This window comes from Variovorax boronicumulans (genome assembly GCF_029892485.1).
In the GTDB taxonomy this organism is placed as follows: Bacteria; Pseudomonadota; Gammaproteobacteria; order Burkholderiales; family Burkholderiaceae_C; genus Variovorax; species Variovorax boronicumulans_B.
Map to the genome: position 1 here is coordinate 313,566 of NZ_JARXVG010000006.1, position 14,245 is coordinate 327,810.

The 14,245-nt window shown below is 66.7% G+C and carries 18 protein-coding genes; 8 read left to right on the forward strand and 10 right to left on the reverse strand.

The features are described from left to right. The first annotated feature begins 11 nt into the window (after window positions 1-11). Complete coding sequence (locus M2282_RS16785) at window positions 12-1,010, forward strand: Hsp33 family molecular chaperone HslO (RefSeq protein WP_280809914.1); 999 nt, start codon at window positions 12-14, stop codon at window positions 1,008-1,010. Here M2282_RS16785 and M2282_RS16790 read toward each other — a convergent pair. The 8 genes from M2282_RS16790 to M2282_RS16825 all read right to left on the reverse strand — a co-directional run bounded on the left by M2282_RS16790 (window position 1,004) and on the right by M2282_RS16825 (window position 7,854). Then, entirely contained in the window at window positions 1,004-1,996 is a 993-nt protein-coding gene (locus tag M2282_RS16790) for a hypothetical protein (protein WP_280809915.1), read from the reverse strand. The genes M2282_RS16785 and M2282_RS16790 overlap by 7 nt on opposite strands. A 29-nt stretch (window positions 1,997-2,025) precedes the next feature. Beyond that, the gene (locus tag M2282_RS16795; RefSeq protein WP_280809916.1) at window positions 2,026-2,706 is read right to left on the reverse strand and encodes an ATP-binding protein; all 681 of its coding nucleotides are present in this window, start codon (window positions 2,704-2,706) and stop codon (window positions 2,026-2,028) included. Further along, complete coding sequence (pnuC, locus tag M2282_RS16800; protein ID WP_280809917.1) at window positions 2,703-3,323, reverse strand: nicotinamide riboside transporter PnuC; 621 nt, start codon at window positions 3,321-3,323, stop codon at window positions 2,703-2,705. Before pnuC ends, M2282_RS16795 begins: the two co-directional genes overlap by 4 nt. 22 nt (window positions 3,324-3,345) lie before the next feature. Next, window positions 3,346-3,624: a cell division protein FtsB gene (gene ftsB, locus M2282_RS16805; protein ID WP_042579475.1), complete on the reverse strand. Its 279-nt coding sequence runs from the start codon at window positions 3,622-3,624 to the stop codon at window positions 3,346-3,348. Window positions 3,625-3,722: 98 nt separating this feature from the next. Next, window positions 3,723-5,006: a phosphopyruvate hydratase gene (eno, locus tag M2282_RS16810; protein ID WP_013540608.1), complete on the reverse strand. Its 1,284-nt coding sequence runs from the start codon at window positions 5,004-5,006 to the stop codon at window positions 3,723-3,725. A gap of 27 nt (window positions 5,007-5,033) precedes the next feature. After that, entirely contained in the window at window positions 5,034-5,324 is a 291-nt protein-coding gene (locus tag M2282_RS16815; RefSeq protein ID WP_280809918.1) for a DUF1330 domain-containing protein, read from the reverse strand. Continuing rightward, window positions 5,321-6,178: a 3-deoxy-8-phosphooctulonate synthase gene (kdsA, locus tag M2282_RS16820; protein WP_280809919.1), complete on the reverse strand. Its 858-nt coding sequence runs from the start codon at window positions 6,176-6,178 to the stop codon at window positions 5,321-5,323. Before kdsA ends, M2282_RS16815 begins: the two co-directional genes overlap by 4 nt. Further along, window positions 6,175-7,854 (reverse strand): CTP synthase, encoded by a 1,680-nt coding sequence (locus M2282_RS16825; RefSeq protein ID WP_280809920.1) that lies wholly within the window; start codon window positions 7,852-7,854, stop codon window positions 6,175-6,177. Before M2282_RS16825 ends, kdsA begins: the two co-directional genes overlap by 4 nt. 123 nt (window positions 7,855-7,977) lie before the next feature. Here M2282_RS16825 and coaBC point away from each other — a divergent pair, with 123 nt between their 5' ends. The 4 genes from coaBC (at window position 7,978) to M2282_RS16845 (ending at window position 10,794) form a co-directional block, all read left to right on the forward strand. Continuing rightward, window positions 7,978-9,201 (forward strand): bifunctional phosphopantothenoylcysteine decarboxylase/phosphopantothenate--cysteine ligase CoaBC, encoded by a 1,224-nt coding sequence (gene coaBC / locus M2282_RS16830; RefSeq protein ID WP_280809921.1) that lies wholly within the window; start codon window positions 7,978-7,980, stop codon window positions 9,199-9,201. After that, the gene (locus tag M2282_RS16835; protein ID WP_280809922.1) at window positions 9,201-9,644 is read left to right on the forward strand and encodes a hypothetical protein; all 444 of its coding nucleotides are present in this window, start codon (window positions 9,201-9,203) and stop codon (window positions 9,642-9,644) included. Before coaBC ends, M2282_RS16835 begins: the two co-directional genes overlap by 1 nt. Next, a complete protein-coding gene (dut, locus tag M2282_RS16840; RefSeq protein WP_280809923.1) occupies window positions 9,645-10,091 on the forward strand; it encodes a dUTP diphosphatase in 447 nt (148 codons plus the stop codon). Window positions 10,092-10,293: 202 nt separating this feature from the next. Then, window positions 10,294-10,794: a glycine zipper 2TM domain-containing protein gene (locus M2282_RS16845; RefSeq protein WP_280809924.1), complete on the forward strand. Its 501-nt coding sequence runs from the start codon at window positions 10,294-10,296 to the stop codon at window positions 10,792-10,794. A gap of 63 nt (window positions 10,795-10,857) precedes the next feature. On the opposite strand, the gene M2282_RS16850 is transcribed toward M2282_RS16845, so the two are convergent. After that, entirely contained in the window at window positions 10,858-11,382 is a 525-nt protein-coding gene (locus M2282_RS16850; protein WP_280809925.1) for an FKBP-type peptidyl-prolyl cis-trans isomerase, read from the reverse strand. Between the two features lie 14 nt (window positions 11,383-11,396). Here M2282_RS16850 and M2282_RS16855 point away from each other — a divergent pair, with 14 nt between their 5' ends. The 3 genes from M2282_RS16855 (at window position 11,397) to M2282_RS16865 (ending at window position 13,390) form a co-directional block, all read left to right on the forward strand. After that, window positions 11,397-12,539 (forward strand): JmjC domain-containing protein, encoded by a 1,143-nt coding sequence (locus M2282_RS16855; RefSeq protein ID WP_280809926.1) that lies wholly within the window; start codon window positions 11,397-11,399, stop codon window positions 12,537-12,539. After that, entirely contained in the window at window positions 12,529-13,029 is a 501-nt protein-coding gene (locus M2282_RS16860; RefSeq protein WP_280809927.1) for a hypothetical protein, read from the forward strand. Before M2282_RS16855 ends, M2282_RS16860 begins: the two co-directional genes overlap by 11 nt. Before the next feature lie 94 nt (window positions 13,030-13,123). Next, entirely contained in the window at window positions 13,124-13,390 is a 267-nt protein-coding gene (locus tag M2282_RS16865; protein ID WP_280809928.1) for a hypothetical protein, read from the forward strand. 74 nt (window positions 13,391-13,464) lie between these two features. Here the strand turns inward: M2282_RS16865 and M2282_RS16870 are convergent, their stop codons facing one another. Then, the gene (locus M2282_RS16870; protein ID WP_280809929.1) at window positions 13,465-14,241 is read right to left on the reverse strand and encodes an MBL fold metallo-hydrolase; all 777 of its coding nucleotides are present in this window, start codon (window positions 14,239-14,241) and stop codon (window positions 13,465-13,467) included. Window positions 14,242-14,245: the final 4 nt, after the last annotated feature.

Below are 14,245 nucleotides of genomic sequence, written 5' to 3' on the forward strand. Positions count from 1 at the left end.
AAGAATCCGTTTTGAGCGAGCTGCACAAATTCCTGTTCGATGGCCTGCCGGTGCGCGGCATGATCGTGCGCCTGACAGATGCGTGGCAGGAGATCCTTGCGCGGCGCGCCTCCAACACTGCCACCGGCCCATACCCGCCGCCCGTGGCGGAACTGCTCGGTGAAATGACCGCCGCGGCCACGCTGATGCAGGCCAACATCAAGTTCAACGGCGCGCTGATCCTGCAGATCTTCGGCGATGGCCCCGTGAAGGTGGCCGTGGCCGAGGCCAAGCCCGACCTGAGCCTGCGCGCCACCGCCAAGGTGATCGGCGACCTGCCGGCCGATGCGCGCCTGCCCGACATGGTCAATGTGGGCAACAAGGGCCGCTGCGCGATCACGCTCGACCCGAAGGACAAGCTCCCGGGCGCCACGCCGTACCAGGGTGTCGTGCCGCTCTTCGGCGACGAAGGCGAAAAGCTGGGCAAGCTGAGCGACGTGCTGCAGCACTACATGCTGCAGAGCGAGCAACTCGACACCACGCTGGTGCTCGCGGCCGATGACAAGGTAGCCGCGGGTCTCCTGATCCAGCGCCTGCCGGTGAAGGGCGAGGGCAACCTCGAAGGCACGTCGGACAAGGATCGCGACCAGGCCAACGAAGACCAGATCGGCCGCAACGAGGACTACAACCGCATCTCGATCCTGGCCTCCAGCCTCACGCGCGACGAGCTGCTCACGCTCGACATCGAGACCATTCTTCGGCGCCTCTTCTGGGAAGAAAAGCTGCTGCGCTTCGAGCCACAGGCCGGCTTGCTCGGCCCGCACTTCGCCTGCACCTGCGGCCGCGAGCGCGTGGCGCAAATGATCCGCGGGCTCGGCGTCGAAGAGGCCGAGGAGATCCTCGCCGAGCGCGGCGACATCGAGGTGGGCTGCGACTTCTGCGGCAAGCAGTACCGCTTCGATGCGATCGATGCGGCGCAGATCTTCAGGCCGCCGACGGACCAGATTCCGGGCAGCCCGATCGTTCAGTAACGCGCAGCGCCCTGGCGGGCGTCGTCGTCGAACCCGCTGAACCCGATATCGGGCGCGCTCGTGTTGTGCTTCGAAGGCAGGCTGCGGCCAAAGCGCACCTGCGTGGCCTGCAAGGACTTCACCTCGGGCAAGGGCCTGGCCTGCAAGGCGGCGCTCGGTGATTCCTGCCAGCGCACTTCGCTCATGTCGGCGTTGTCGGGCGTGACGTACATCGAGCGCAGCACCGCGAAGGGTTGCGCGCTGGCGGTGGGTTTCGACAGCGTCACGTCCAGCGCCGTGCGCTTGCGGCTGATCTCGTCCACGCGTGCCACGGCGCTTGCGCCGTTCGCAAAGCGCAGATGGATCGCCAGCGGCTTCGGCACCACACGGATCGACGCGATGTTCACCACCGGCCGCCCGGCCTGTTCGACCGGGCCGAGCAGGAACGACGAGCCGTACACCCCATCGCCGAAGCGCGCCTCGGGCAGCGGCTTCAGGCGCCAGTAGCCGTCGGAGGGATACAGCACGATCGCCTCGAGCGCCTTGCCGTTCTCCTTCTTGAACACCTGCAGCAGGTGAAAGCCGCGGTCGCTGCGCGCACCCACCTGCACTGGCACGCGCTGCGGCCGCCAGAAGGTCGGCAGCGTCATGCCGACGATGCGCCACTCGGCGTTGTCCAGCAGCACCACAGTGCGTTTCTTGAAGCGGTGCGCCGGGTCGGTGGGGTGCGCGCCGCCGTCGAAGTTGCAGCCCGAGAAGTCGGGCGCGGTGACGTCGTTGCCGATCTTGTCCAAGTAGTCGGGCTGCAGCGCTTCGATGCGCATGTGGCGGATGCCCTCGCCGCGCAGCACCATGGAGACGTTGTCTTCCTCGGCGCAGGCGGTGGGAGTGGTGCCGTTCTCGACGGTGGCGGGGACGGGGGCCGCGAGCGCCGGGCCGGCAGAGAGCAGTGCGGCGACGAAGAGGGGCAAGAGGGAGGCGGTGCGCGGGGCGAGGTGCAGGGGCATCAGGTCTCCGGGAAAGAAGGGCGGCGTGCTTACTCGCGCCGCCCGATCAGGTCTGTGAAAAGCCGATGTTCGCATTCCGGGTCGGAACACTTCTCGCAAGGCCATGTCCATGCGGCGGGCTTTGTGTCGGCTTTGCCACGAGCCCGCGCGCGGGTTTCGCGGCCTTCGCTGTTGGCGATCGAATTGATGGCGTTCCATGCGTTGGCCAGGCGCTCGCCGCCGGTGCCGTGCACGACGGCGAACGAGAGCTTCGCGCCCGTGAGCGCTGCGCGCACGAGCGTGTCGGTCGGCTGGCGGGCATGGGGACCGTCGCGCATGTCGTCGGCGACCCAGGGGATGTCCAACGCGGTGAGCAGCGTGATGGCGCAGCGCCGTTGGGCCGCGAGCGCGTCGGCGTAGAGCGAGCGGTCGTCGAAGAGCTGCTCGCTGTAGACAGCGGTCATGAGCGCGGTGGTGTCGGCGATCACCACGCCCGTTGCGGCGGCGGCGTCGATGCGGCGGGTCTGTTCGTGAGCGATGGACTGCTGCTCGTCGGGACGCGGCGTGCGGCCTTCGCGCTCGCACCATTCGCGCAGGTACTCGCCGACCAGCGTGGTCGGAATCCCCCGCTCCTGCAGGCGCTGTGCGATGGCGCGCGCCAGCTCGGTCTTGCCCGTGCTCTCGGCGCCCAGCACCGCGATGACGCAGCCGGCTGGCAACATCGGCGTCATGCGCGCTCCGCCGCGGGCAGGCGCTGCCGCCATGCCAAATAGCCGGCCACGCTGAGCACGGCGAACACGGCATAGAGGCCGACGGTGAGCCACAGCCCCTTGTGGATGAACAGGCCCACGCTCACGACGTTCACGGCCAGCCAGACGAGCCAGTTCTCGATGAACTTGCGCCCGAGCAGGAACTGGCCGACAAGGCTCAGGCCCGTGGAAAAGCCGTCCCACCACGGCACGTCGGTGTCGGTGAAACGGCGAAGGAAGAGGGCGACAGCGGGCCATGCGATGGCGCAGGCCGCGAGGGTGAGCGCGATGCCGCGCGACGACAGGCGGCTGACGCGCAACGCACTGCCATCGCTGCGATGGCCGCGCAGCCACTGGAACCAGCCCCACAGCGCGACGCAGGCGAAGAACACCTGCAGCGATGCATCGCCATAGATGCGCGCCTTGGCGAAGACCACGACGTAGAGCAGCGAACTGACGATGGCCAGCGGCCAACCCCAATGAATCTCGCGCATGTTGCAGCCGACCATCGCGAGCGCCAGGACCGCGGCCACGAGTTCGAGCCAGCTGACGGGGGAGCCCCAGAGCGCGAAGGCGGGGGCCGAGAGGAACTCGGGCATCAGCAGGCGGGGGAGTGGAGGGTCAGTGCGCGATCTGGACGAACACTTCGTTCGGCTTGACCATGCCGAGTTCCGCGCGGGCACGTTCTTCGACCATCTCGAGCCCGTCCTTGAGGTCGTTGACCTCCGAGGCCAGCCGCTCGTTGGTGATCGTGGCCTTGGCGTTGGCCTCCTTCTGGTCGGTCAGCTTGGTCTGCAGTTGCGCCACGTCGCGCACGCTGCCGCGCCCGTTCCACAACTGCCACTGCAGAACGGCCAGCAGGAGCAGCAGAACGATGGGAGGAACGAAGCGCGCGCGCATGAGCGTCTACTGTTGCGCCACCTGCGCGCCGAGGCCGCCGCGCCGCTGTTCCGGCTGGAACAGCGAAATGCGCGGCCTGGCGAGCCGGGTGGCTGGCATCACTTGAGGTTGTAGAACGCGCCGCGGCCCGGGTAGCTGGCGATGTCGCCGAGGTCTTCTTCGATGCGCAGCAGCTGGTTGTACTTGGCGATGCGGTCCGAACGCGAGAGCGAGCCGGTCTTGATCTGGCCGGCGTTGGTGCCCACCGCGATGTCGGCGATGGTGCTGTCTTCGGTTTCACCCGAGCGGTGCGAAATCACGGCCGTGTAGCCCGCGCGCTTGGCCATCTCGATGGCGGCGAAGGTCTCGGTCAGCGTGCCGATCTGGTTGATCTTGATCAGGATCGAGTTGGCGATGCCCTTGTCGATGCCCTCCTGCAGGATCTTGGTGTTGGTGACGAACAGGTCGTCGCCCACCAGTTGCACGCGCTTGCCCAGGCGCTCGGTCAGGTGCTTCCAGCCGTCCCAGTCGCCTTCGTGCATGCCGTCTTCGATGCTGATGATCGGGTACTTGTCGACCCAGTTGGCCAGCATGTCGGTCCAGCTCTCGGCCGAGAGCGAGAGGTTCTCGCCGGACAGCACGTACTTGCCGTCCTTGTAGAACTCGCTGGCGGCGCAGTCCAGGCCCAGCGCAATCTGTTCGCCCGCGGTGTAGCCGGCCTTGTCGATGGCTTCCAGGATCAGCTGGATGGCCGCTTCGTGGCTCTCGACGCTGGGGGCGAAGCCGCCTTCGTCGCCGACCGCCGTGCTGATGCCGCGGTCGCCCAGAATCTTCTTCAGGGCATGGAACACTTCGGCGCCATAGCGCACGGCCTCGCGGAAGCTCTTGGCGCCCACGGGGATGATCATGAATTCCTGCAGATCGAGGCTGTTGTTGGCGTGCGCGCCGCCGTTGATGACGTTCATCATCGGCACCGGCAACTGCATGCCGCCCATGCCGCCGAAGTAGCGGTACAGCGGCAGGCCCGATTCTTCGGCCGCGGCGCGGGCCACGGCCATCGAGACGGCGAGGGTGGCGTTGGCGCCCAGGCGCGCCTTGTTGTCGGTGCCGTCCAGGTCGATCATCGTGCGATCGAGAAAAGCCTGTTCGCTGGCATCGAGGCCGAGCACGGCTTCGGAGATTTCGGTGTTGATGTTCTCCACCGCCTTGAGCACGCCCTTGCCGAGATAGCGGCTCTTGTCGCCGTCGCGCAGCTCGATGGCTTCGCGCGAACCGGTCGATGCGCCCGAAGGCACGGCCGCGCGGCCCATGGTGCCCGACTCGAGCAGCACGTCGCATTCGACGGTGGGATTGCCTCGGCTGTCGAGAATTTCGCGGCCGACGATGTCAACGATTGCACTCATCTTTTTCTCTTTCTCAAATAAAACGGATCACAGACCTTCGACAACGATCATGCGCATGATCGCGGCGCCCTGGCGCGATTCGCGCGCCTTGCCGTATTCGGGCGACTCATTGAATTTCTTCGCGGCTTCCACGCTCGGGAACTTGAGGATCACGATGCGCTGCGGGGCCCAGTCGCCCTCGAGCACTTCGACCTTGCCGCCGCGCACGCACACCTCGGCGCCGTGTGCCTTCATGGCTTCGGTGGACCACTTCTTGTAGTCCTCGTACTGCACCGGGTTGGTGACTTCGACGTTGGCGATGATGTAGGCGCTGCTCATTGCTGAAAGATGTCCTCGAGAAAAGCGTTTTTCTTGGTGACCCGGTCGAGCGCCACGAGCGTCTCGAGCAGGGCCTTCATGTGCTTGAGCGGCACGGCGTTGGGGCCGTCGCTCAGTGCCTTGGCGGGATCGGGGTGCGTCTCCATGAAGAGGCCCGCCACGCCCACAGCCACGGCTGCGCGCGAGAGCACCGGGACCATCTCGCGCTGGCCGCCCGAGGTTGTGCCCTGGCCGCCGGGCAGCTGCACCGAGTGCGTGGCGTCGAACACGACGGGCGCCTTGGTCTCGCGCATGATCGCGAGCGCGCGCATGTCCGAGACGAGGTTGTTGTAGCCGAAGCTCGCACCGCGTTCGCAGGCCATGAAGCTGTCTTCGTCCAGGCCCGCTTCTTTCGCCGCAGCACGCGCCTTGTCGATCACGTTCTTCATGTCGTGCGGCGCGAGGAACTGGCCCTTCTTGATGTTGACCGGCTTGCCCGACTGCGCCGCGGCGTGGATGAAGTCGGTCTGGCGGCACAGGAACGCGGGCGTCTGCAGCACGTCGATCACCTTGGCGGCCTCGGCGATGTCCTCGATGGTGTGCACATCGGTCAGCACGGGCAGGCCGAGCTCGCGCTTGACCTTGGCCAGGATCTCCAGGCCCTTGTCGCGGCCCGGGCCGCGAAAGCTGGTGCCCGAAGAACGGTTGGCCTTGTCAAAGCTGCTCTTGAAGATGAACGGAATGCCCAGCGCCGAAGTGATTTCCTTCAGCGTGCCGGCGGTGTCCATCTGCAACTGCTCGGACTCGACCACGCAGGGACCGGCGATCAGGAAGAACGGTTGGTCCAGCCCGACGTCGAATCCGCAAAGTTTCATGCGACGGCCTTCAGGGCCTTGGTGCTTCCGGCACCCTGGTCCTTGTGTTCGAGCGCCGCCTTGATGAAGGCGTTGAAGAGCGGGTGGCCGCCCCACGGCGTCGACTTGAACTCGGGGTGGAACTGCACGCCCATGAACCAGGGGTGCACGTCCTGCGGCAGTTCGACGATTTCGGTCAGGTGCTCGCGCTGCGTGAGCGCCGAGATCACGAGGCCGGCGGCGCGCAGTTCGTCCAGGTAATTGACGTTGGCTTCGTAGCGGTGACGGTGGCGCTCGGTGACCACGTCGCCATAGATGCTGTGGGCGAGCGTGCCGGGCGTGACGTCGGAGCTCTGCGCACCCAGGCGCATGGTGCCGCCGAGGTCGGACTTCGCGTCGCGCGTCTTCACGGTGCCATCTGCGTCCTTCCACTCGGTGATCAGCGCGATCACGGGGGTGGGCGTCTCGGGGTCGAACTCGGTGCTGTTGGCGTTCTTCAGGCCCGCCACGTGGCGCGCGTACTCGATGGTGGCCACCTGCATGCCCAGGCAGATGCCCAAGTACGGCACCTTGCCTTCGCGGGCAAAGCGGGCTGCGGAGATCTTGCCTTCCACGCCGCGCTGGCCGAAGCCGCCGGGCACGAGGATGGCGTCGTATTTCGCGAGGCGCGAGACGTCCTGCGCCGAGATGGTCTCGGAGTCGATGTAGTCGATCTTCACGCGCGCATGGTTCTTCATGCCGGCGTGGCGCAGCGCCTCGTTGAGCGACTTGTAGCTGTCCGACAGGTCGACGTACTTGCCGACCATGGCGATCGAGACTTCCTGCTGCGGATGCTCGACCTCGTAGACCAGGTCGTCCCAGCGCTGCAGCTTGGCGGGCGGGGTGTTGATGCGCAGCTTGTCGCAGATGAGGCCGTCCAGGCCCTGCTCGTGCAGCATGCGGGGCACCTTGTAGATGGTGTCCACGTCCCACATCGAGATGACGCCCCATTCGGGCACGTTCGAGAACAGCGAGATCTTGGCGCGCTCGTCGTCGGGGATCGGGCGGTCGGCGCGGCACAGCAGCACGTCGGCCTGGATGCCGATGGCGCGCAGTTCCTTGGCGGTGTGCTGCGTCGGCTTGGTCTTGAGCTCGCCGGCGGCGGCGATCCAGGGCACGTAGGAGAGGTGCACGAAGGCCGAGTTGTTCGGGCCGTTGCGCAGGCTCATCTGGCGCACGGCTTCGAGGAAGGGCAGCGACTCGATGTCGCCGACCGTGCCGCCGATCTCGACGATGGCCACGTCGACCTCGTGCGGGGTGCCGATGCCGGCGCCGCGCTTGATGTATTCCTGGATTTCGTTGGTGATGTGCGGGATCACCTGCACCGTCTTGCCAAGGTAGTCGCCGCGGCGCTCCTTCTCGAGCACGGTCTTGTAGATCTGGCCGGTGGTGAAGTTGTTGGCCTTGCGCATGCGCGTGTTGATGAAGCGCTCGTAGTGGCCGAGGTCGAGGTCGGTCTCGGCGCCGTCATCGGTGACGAACACCTCGCCATGCTGGAACGGCGACATCGTGCCGGGGTCGACATTGATGTACGGATCCAGCTTGATGAGGGTGACTTGGAGGCCGCGCGATTCGAGGATCGCGGCGAGAGAGGCGGAGGCGATTCCCTTGCCAAGGGAAGATACGACACCACCGGTGACGAAGACAAATTTGGTCATGCCAGTTCCGGATGCGTGAATCCGGGCAGTGGGAAATTGCGATTATAGGTGTGCCCTTTGCGACACCTCCCACCAAGGGCTTGTTGCCATTTGTTCGATGGCCTATGAGCAACAATACGGCCCATGCAAGATCTCGCCGGAAAACACCTTGTCCTCGGCCTCACGGGCGGCATCGCCTGCTACAAGTCGGCCGAGTTGTGCCGGCTGTTCGTGAAGGCGGGGGCTACCGTCCAGGTGGTGATGACCGAGGCGGCCGAGCAGTTCATCACTCCGGTGACGATGCAGGCGCTGTCGGGGCGCACGGTCTACACCTCGCAGTGGGACACCCGCGAGCCCAACAACATGCCGCACATCAACCTGAGCCGCGAGGCCGATGCGATCGTGCTGGCGCCGTGCAGTGCCGATTTCATCGCCCGCCTGGTGCAGGGCCGATCCGACGACCTGCTGAGCCTGATGTGCCTGGCCCGGCCGATGGACCGCATTCCGCTCCTGATCGCCCCGGCCATGAACCGCGAGATGTGGGCCCACCCGGCCACCCAGCGCAACCTGATGCAGGTGTCGGCCGACGGTGCAACGGTGCTGGGCGTGGGCAGCGGCTGGCAGGCCTGCGGGGAGACGGGTGACGGGCGCATGCTCGAACCGGCGCAGCTGCTCGAGGACATCACCGCCTTCTTCCAGCCCAAGCTGCTGGCGGGGCAGAAAGTGCTGGTCACCGCGGGTCCGACCTTCGAGGCGCTCGATCCGATTCGCGGCATCACCAACCACTCGTCCGGCAAGATGGGCTTTGCCATCGCCCGTGCAGCTCGCGAGGCGGGCGCCGAGGTCACGCTGGTGGCCGGCCCGGTGCATCTGCCGACGCCGCGCGGCGTGACCCGCGTCGATGTGCTCTCCGCGCAGGACATGTTCGAAGCCACCACCCGCGCTGCTCAAGGTGCTAGCATTTTTGTAGCGACAGCCGCCGTCGCCGACTGGCGCCCGGCCACCCACAGCGACCAGAAGATCAAGAAGGACGGCAGCGGCAAGACGCCGGTGCTCGATTTCGTCGAGAACGCCGACATCCTGCTCACGGTCGCCAAGAGCGAGCGCGCCCAGGCCAAAAAACTGTTCTGCGTCGGCTTCGCGGCCGAGAGCGAGAACCTCGTCGAACACGCCAAGGCCAAGCGCGAGCGCAAGGGCATTCCGCTCCTGGTCGGCAACATCGGACCGCTGACCTTCGGTCAGGACGACAACGCACTGCTGCTCGTGGACGCCCAGGGCGTGCGCGAGCTTCCCCGCGCATCCAAGCTCACGCTGGCGCGTGAACTGATGACCGAGATCGCCGCGCGACTTCCCGACTGGAGCGTCTGATGAACACCGAATCGAATACACCGCCCAATGGCGACTTTGCCCGCTACGTGGAGCAGCTCTCGGCACGGGCCGCGCAGCCCGGGCGCGTGGCGCAGTCGGGCGAGCACGGGCTGGACGTCGGCATGACGCCTGGTCCCGGCGCCCAAGGCCCCGCGGCCACGGCAGCCCAACGGCGCGAGTCATCGAATGGCGAGGGGGCCACGTCCTTGATCGGGCCCACGATGCTCAAGGTGCTGGGCGGCGTGGGTGCGCTGCTGTTCGTGGTGCTCTGGGTGGCCGGCGTGCCGTTCTTCGTGCTGGTTCTGGCGGTCGGCGTGGCGCTCTGGTTCGGCAAGAGTTTCTTCAAGGGTTTGAAGTTGACGCCGGGTGTGGCCAAGTGGCAGCAAGTGCTCGAAGAGGCCGCCCGCAAGCAAAGAGAACAGCAACAAAAGCAAGGCAAGTAAGTGAAAGTCGACGTCCGTATCCTCGATCCACGCATGGTGGATCAATTGCCCACGTATGCCACGCCCGGAAGCGCCGGCCTCGACCTTCGGGCCTGTCTCGATGCTCCCATCACGCTGGAACCCAATGCCTGGCAACTGGTGGGCACCGGCATCTCGATCCACCTGGCGGATCCGGCCTTCGCGGCGCTCATCCTGCCGCGCTCGGGCCTGGGTCACAAGCACGGCATCGTGCTGGGCAATCTGGTTGGCCTGATCGACAGCGACTACCAGGGCGAACTCAAGATCAGCGCCTGGAACCGCAGCGACACGCCCTTCGTGCTCCAGCCGATGGAGCGGCTCGCGCAGCTGGTGATCGTGCCGGTGGTGCAGGCCCAGTTCCGGGTGGTCACGGAATTTGCGGCGTCGCAGCGCGGCGAGGGCGGCTACGGCTCCACCGGCAAGCACTGAGCCCGTGAGGGCGCATCAGCAGACAAAGCTGAAGGGAGCCTGAGTAACCGGCAGGTAAGCGAGGGGTAAAGAACGGAACCGCCGCAGGGCCAGCGCGCTCGAAAGTTTCAGCTTGTGTCCAGTGTCATCGCAGCGAAAGTTGCGACGTTAGTCACAGGCAGGCGCACTTTCACGCGCCGTTCTATTCGAGGAGCCTCTCAACATGAAGATCTCAATGCGCTTCGTATCCATCACCGCCTCCGTGCTGGCTCTCGCCACGCTCACGGCGTGCGTTGCCCCGGTGCCGGTCTACCAGACTTCGCGCTACCCCTACCAGGCGCCGCCGCAAGCCATCCAGTACCGCGAGGCCTCCCATGTCGAATACGGCCACGTGGCCAACATCGAGGTGCTGCGCAGCGAAACCGCCGGCGCCGGCACCACGGGCGGTGGCGCCGTGGCCGGCGGTGTCATCGGCGGCGTTGTCGGCAACCAGTTCGGGCGCGGCAACGGTCGTGCGGCGGCCACCGCGCTGGGCATCGTGGGCGGTGCCTTGTTGGGCAACACCATCGAGGCGCAGCAGAACGGCCCGCGCGTCTATGAGAGCTATCGGGTGTCAGTGCAGACCGACCGCGGCGGCTTCCGCGCCTTCGACGTCCAGAGCCCGGGCGACCTGCGCATCGGCGACCGCGTGCGCATCGACAACGGCCAGATCTCGCGCATGTAAGCAAGCTGCGTAACGGGCACAAAAAAGCCGGGTACTTGCCCGGCTTTTTGGCGTCTGCAGTCCTCAGTGCAGCATCTGGTTGCCTGGCGCCATCGGCGGCACCTTGAAAAACGCCGTTCCCGCCGTGCCGCGGCCGACTTCTTCTTCCGTCGCCTCGCGCACCGAACGCACGGTGATGTCGAGCCGGATCGCGATGCCGGCCAGCGGATGGTTGCCGTCGAGCACCAGGTGGTCGGGGTAGATTTCGGCGACCGTGTAGAGCGCGTCCCGCGGGATGGCGTCGCTCACGCCTTTCGGCAGCGCGGAGCCGTCGAAGGTCATGCCTTCTTCCGTGCCCTCGGGAAACAGCGACCGCGGCTCCAGAAAGAGCAACTGGTCGTTGAAGTCGCCGAAGCCCTGTTCGGGTTCGACCTGCAGTTGCACACGGGCGCCGGGCTCATGGCCTTGCAGGGCCGCCTCGATGACGTCGAAGAGATCGTCGCCGCCGACCATGAATTCCACCGGCTCGTCGAGCACGTCCAGCACGTCGCTGAGCGTGTCTTTCATTGTCCAGGTCAAGCCGACCACGCATTGTTCAGAGATTTCCATTGCAGAATTCTCCCATGGAGATTACACAACCGCTGCCGTTGCTCGGCGGCCTGAGCGCCGCGCAGTTCATGCGGCGGTACTGGCAGAAAAAGCCGCTGCTGGTCCGCCAGGCCATTCCCGCCATGGTGCCACCCATCGACCGCAGCGCATTGTTTGCGCTGGCCGAGCGTGAAGAGGTGGAATCGCGCCTCATCCGCCATGGCAAGGCCGGCTGGTCGCTCAAGCATGGGCCGCTCTCGCGGCGTGCCCTGCCGCCGCTGAAACAACCCGCCTGGACGCTGCTCGTGCAGGGCGTGGACCTGCACCACGAGGGCGTGCATGAGCTGCTGCGCCAGTTCCGCTTCCTGCCCGATGCGCGGCTGGACGACCTGATGATCAGCTACGCGAGCGACACCGGGGGCGTCGGCGCGCATTTCGACAGTTACGACGTGTTCCTGCTGCAGGCACAGGGCCGGCGCCGCTGGTCCATCGGCAAGCAGGGAGACCTGAGCCTGCAGCCCGGTGTGCCGCTCAAGATCCTCGAGAACTTCGAGCCCGAGCAGACCTTCGTGCTGGAGCCCGGCGACATGCTCTATCTGCCGCCGAAGTACGCCCATGAAGGCGTTGCGGTGGGCGACGACTGCATGACCTTTTCCATCGGCCTGCGCTCGTCCGCCGTGGGCGAGCTCGGTGCCGACCTGCTCGTTCGCATGGCGCAGGCCTACTCTGAAGACCTGGAAGACGCCGGCCCCGCGGAACTGGCGCGCTACCGCGACCCGACGCAGCCCGCGGTCGACACCCCGGCCGCGATGCCGGCGGCGCTGCAGGATTTCGCACGCAAGGCCGTCGAGGCTGCGCTGCGCGACCCCGACGCCATAGCCCGCGCTCTTGGCGAATCGCTCACCGAGCCCAAGGCCAACATCTGGTTCGACGAAGGCGGCGAGGTGCCCGATGCGATGCAGCGCGTGGCGCTCGACCGCCGCACGCGCATGCTCTACGACGCGCGCCACATCTACATCAATGGCGAGAGCTTCCGCGCGGGCGGTGCCGATGCCACGCTGATGCGAAAGCTGGCCGACCAGCGCGCGCTCGGTCCGCGCGAGCTGGCGCGGGCCAGCGAAGGGGCGCTGGCGCTGCTGGGCGAGTGGTGCGAGGCGGGATGGGTCCATGCCGGCTGACGACCTTGTTCCACTGCCCGAAGGCCGCTTCGATGGCCGCGAGGCTTTCGGCGAGATCGTCCGCAACGCGCTGTCGGCCGCCGCGCGAGAGGGCTGGAAGGAAATCGTCTTCAGCGATCCAGACTTCGCCGACTGGCCACTGGGCGAACGCGCCAGCATCGAGGCACTGCAAGCCTGGTCTGCCAGCGGCAGGCGCTTTGTGTTGTTGGCGCAGCGCTTCGATGTGATCGAACGCGGCCATGCGCGCTTCGTGCCGTGGCGCCGCATGTGGGACCACATCGTCGAATGCCGCGCCACCGGCAAGGCGGCAGGCGCCGAAGTGCCGAGCGCGATCTGGACGCCCACTTGGTTCGCGCACCGCATCGACCCCGAGGGCAGCCGCGGCGTCTGCGGCGTCGATCCGCGCGCGCGCCGCGAATTGCGCGAAGCCATCGACGAGAGCTGGCGCCTGGGCCGCCCGGCATTTCCGGCATCGACGCTCGGCTTGTAAGCCAATGCCGCGAATGCGGCCGCGAGACACATTCAGGCGGAGATGCGGGTCTAGAATTTTTTCGTTCCAGACATTCTTTGCCAAAGGAGTTCTCATGAAGAAGTCGTCGTCCGTCCTGATTGCCTCGTTGATCGCCGCTGCCGCACTCGTTGCCTGCGGCAAGAAAGAGGACGCCGCGCCCGCGGTCGTGACGCCCCCGCCCGCTCCGGTGACCGAGCCCGCAGCCCCGCCGCCCGCAGCCGCTCCGGCGCCTTCGGCGGACCCCGCTGCAACGAGCCCGTCGCCTGCCGCTTCGTCGGCACTGGACGCCGCGAATGCCGCGACAGAGGCCGCGAAGAAGAACGAAGCACCCAAGCAGTAAGGGTTCTTCACAAAACAGAAAGCCGCCTCGAGGGCGGCTTTTCTACTTGGGTTTTTTGACGGGTCAGCTGGCGGTCAGACATCCAGCCAAGGCGAGCCCTCGGCGGCTGTGGCGGTAAGCATTTCCGCTTCGTGGCCGCCCAGCGCCTCCGCCATCAGGCGCCGCACGATGTCGGGCCGGTTGTTCTGCTCGCTCAGGTGGGCCGCGACCACATGACGCAGGCCGTCGTGGCGAACCGCGCGCGCGATGTCCGCGGCCGCCGCATTCGACAGGTGCCCATAGTTGCCGCCCACGCGCATCTTGAGGAAGGGCGGGTAGGCCGAGTTGGCCAGCAGGTCGCTGTCGTGGTTGAACTCGAGCAACAGCGCATGCACGCCGCTCAGGCGGTTCAGCACGTGGGCGGTGGCATGCCCGAGGTCTGTCAGCACGCCGAGCGTGCGCGCGCCGTCCGAGCAGCGCAGCTGCAAGGGCTCGCGCGCATCGTGCGGCACGGTGAAAGGCTGCACGGCAATGTCGCCAACCGCGAACTCCGCGTCGTCGCGCGCCAGGTGGAGGCGGCCTTCGAAGTCGCGGCCGCCCGTGGCGAGCCAGGTGCCTTCGCTCATCCAGACGGGGATGCGGTTGCGCCGCGAGAGCGTGTGGGCGCAACCGATGTGGTCGCCGTGCTCGTGGGTGATGAAGATCGCGTCGATGTCGGCGGCGACGAGGCCGGCCTGGGCCAACCGCTGATCGAGCTGCCGGATGCCGAAGCCGCAGTCGACCAGGAGCCGGGAGGTGCGGCCGCCGCTGGTCGCCTCGACCAGCGCGGCGTTGCCCGTGCTGCCGCTGCCGAGGCTTCGGAAGCGGAGCATGCGG

What these genes read in the sequence shown, in the direction of transcription:
- coaBC (WP_280809921.1), top strand. Translation starts at nt 7,978, where the DNA reads ATGCAAGATCTCGCCGGAAAACACCTTGTCCTCGGCCTCACGGGCGGC.
- M2282_RS16855 (WP_280809926.1), top strand. Translation starts at nt 11,397, where the DNA reads ATGGAGATTACACAACCGCTGCCGTTGCTCGGCGGCCTGAGCGCCGCG.
- ftsB (WP_042579475.1), bottom strand. Translation starts at nt 3,624, where the DNA reads ATGCGCGCGCGCTTCGTTCCTCCCATCGTTCTGCTGCTCCTGCTGGCC.
- M2282_RS16825 (WP_280809920.1), bottom strand. Translation starts at nt 7,854, where the DNA reads ATGACCAAATTTGTCTTCGTCACCGGTGGTGTCGTATCTTCCCTTGGC.
- M2282_RS16870 (WP_280809929.1), bottom strand. Translation starts at nt 14,241, where the DNA reads ATGCTCCGCTTCCGAAGCCTCGGCAGCGGCAGCACGGGCAACGCCGCG.
- M2282_RS16865 (WP_280809928.1), top strand. Translation starts at nt 13,124, where the DNA reads ATGAAGAAGTCGTCGTCCGTCCTGATTGCCTCGTTGATCGCCGCTGCC.
- M2282_RS16815 (WP_280809918.1), bottom strand. Translation starts at nt 5,324, where the DNA reads ATGAGCAGCGCCTACATCATCGCCAACGTCGAAGTCACCAACCCGGTG.
- M2282_RS16835 (WP_280809922.1), top strand. Translation starts at nt 9,201, where the DNA reads ATGAACACCGAATCGAATACACCGCCCAATGGCGACTTTGCCCGCTAC.
- M2282_RS16845 (WP_280809924.1), top strand. Translation starts at nt 10,294, where the DNA reads ATGAAGATCTCAATGCGCTTCGTATCCATCACCGCCTCCGTGCTGGCT.
- M2282_RS16795 (WP_280809916.1), bottom strand. Translation starts at nt 2,706, where the DNA reads ATGACGCCGATGTTGCCAGCCGGCTGCGTCATCGCGGTGCTGGGCGCC.
- M2282_RS16860 (WP_280809927.1), top strand. Translation starts at nt 12,529, where the DNA reads ATGCCGGCTGACGACCTTGTTCCACTGCCCGAAGGCCGCTTCGATGGC.
- M2282_RS16790 (WP_280809915.1), bottom strand. Translation starts at nt 1,996, where the DNA reads ATGCCCCTGCACCTCGCCCCGCGCACCGCCTCCCTCTTGCCCCTCTTC.
- kdsA (WP_280809919.1), bottom strand. Translation starts at nt 6,178, where the DNA reads ATGAAACTTTGCGGATTCGACGTCGGGCTGGACCAACCGTTCTTCCTG.
- eno (WP_013540608.1), bottom strand. Translation starts at nt 5,006, where the DNA reads ATGAGTGCAATCGTTGACATCGTCGGCCGCGAAATTCTCGACAGCCGA.
- M2282_RS16850 (WP_280809925.1), bottom strand. Translation starts at nt 11,382, where the DNA reads ATGGAAATCTCTGAACAATGCGTGGTCGGCTTGACCTGGACAATGAAA.
- pnuC (WP_280809917.1), bottom strand. Translation starts at nt 3,323, where the DNA reads ATGCCCGAGTTCCTCTCGGCCCCCGCCTTCGCGCTCTGGGGCTCCCCC.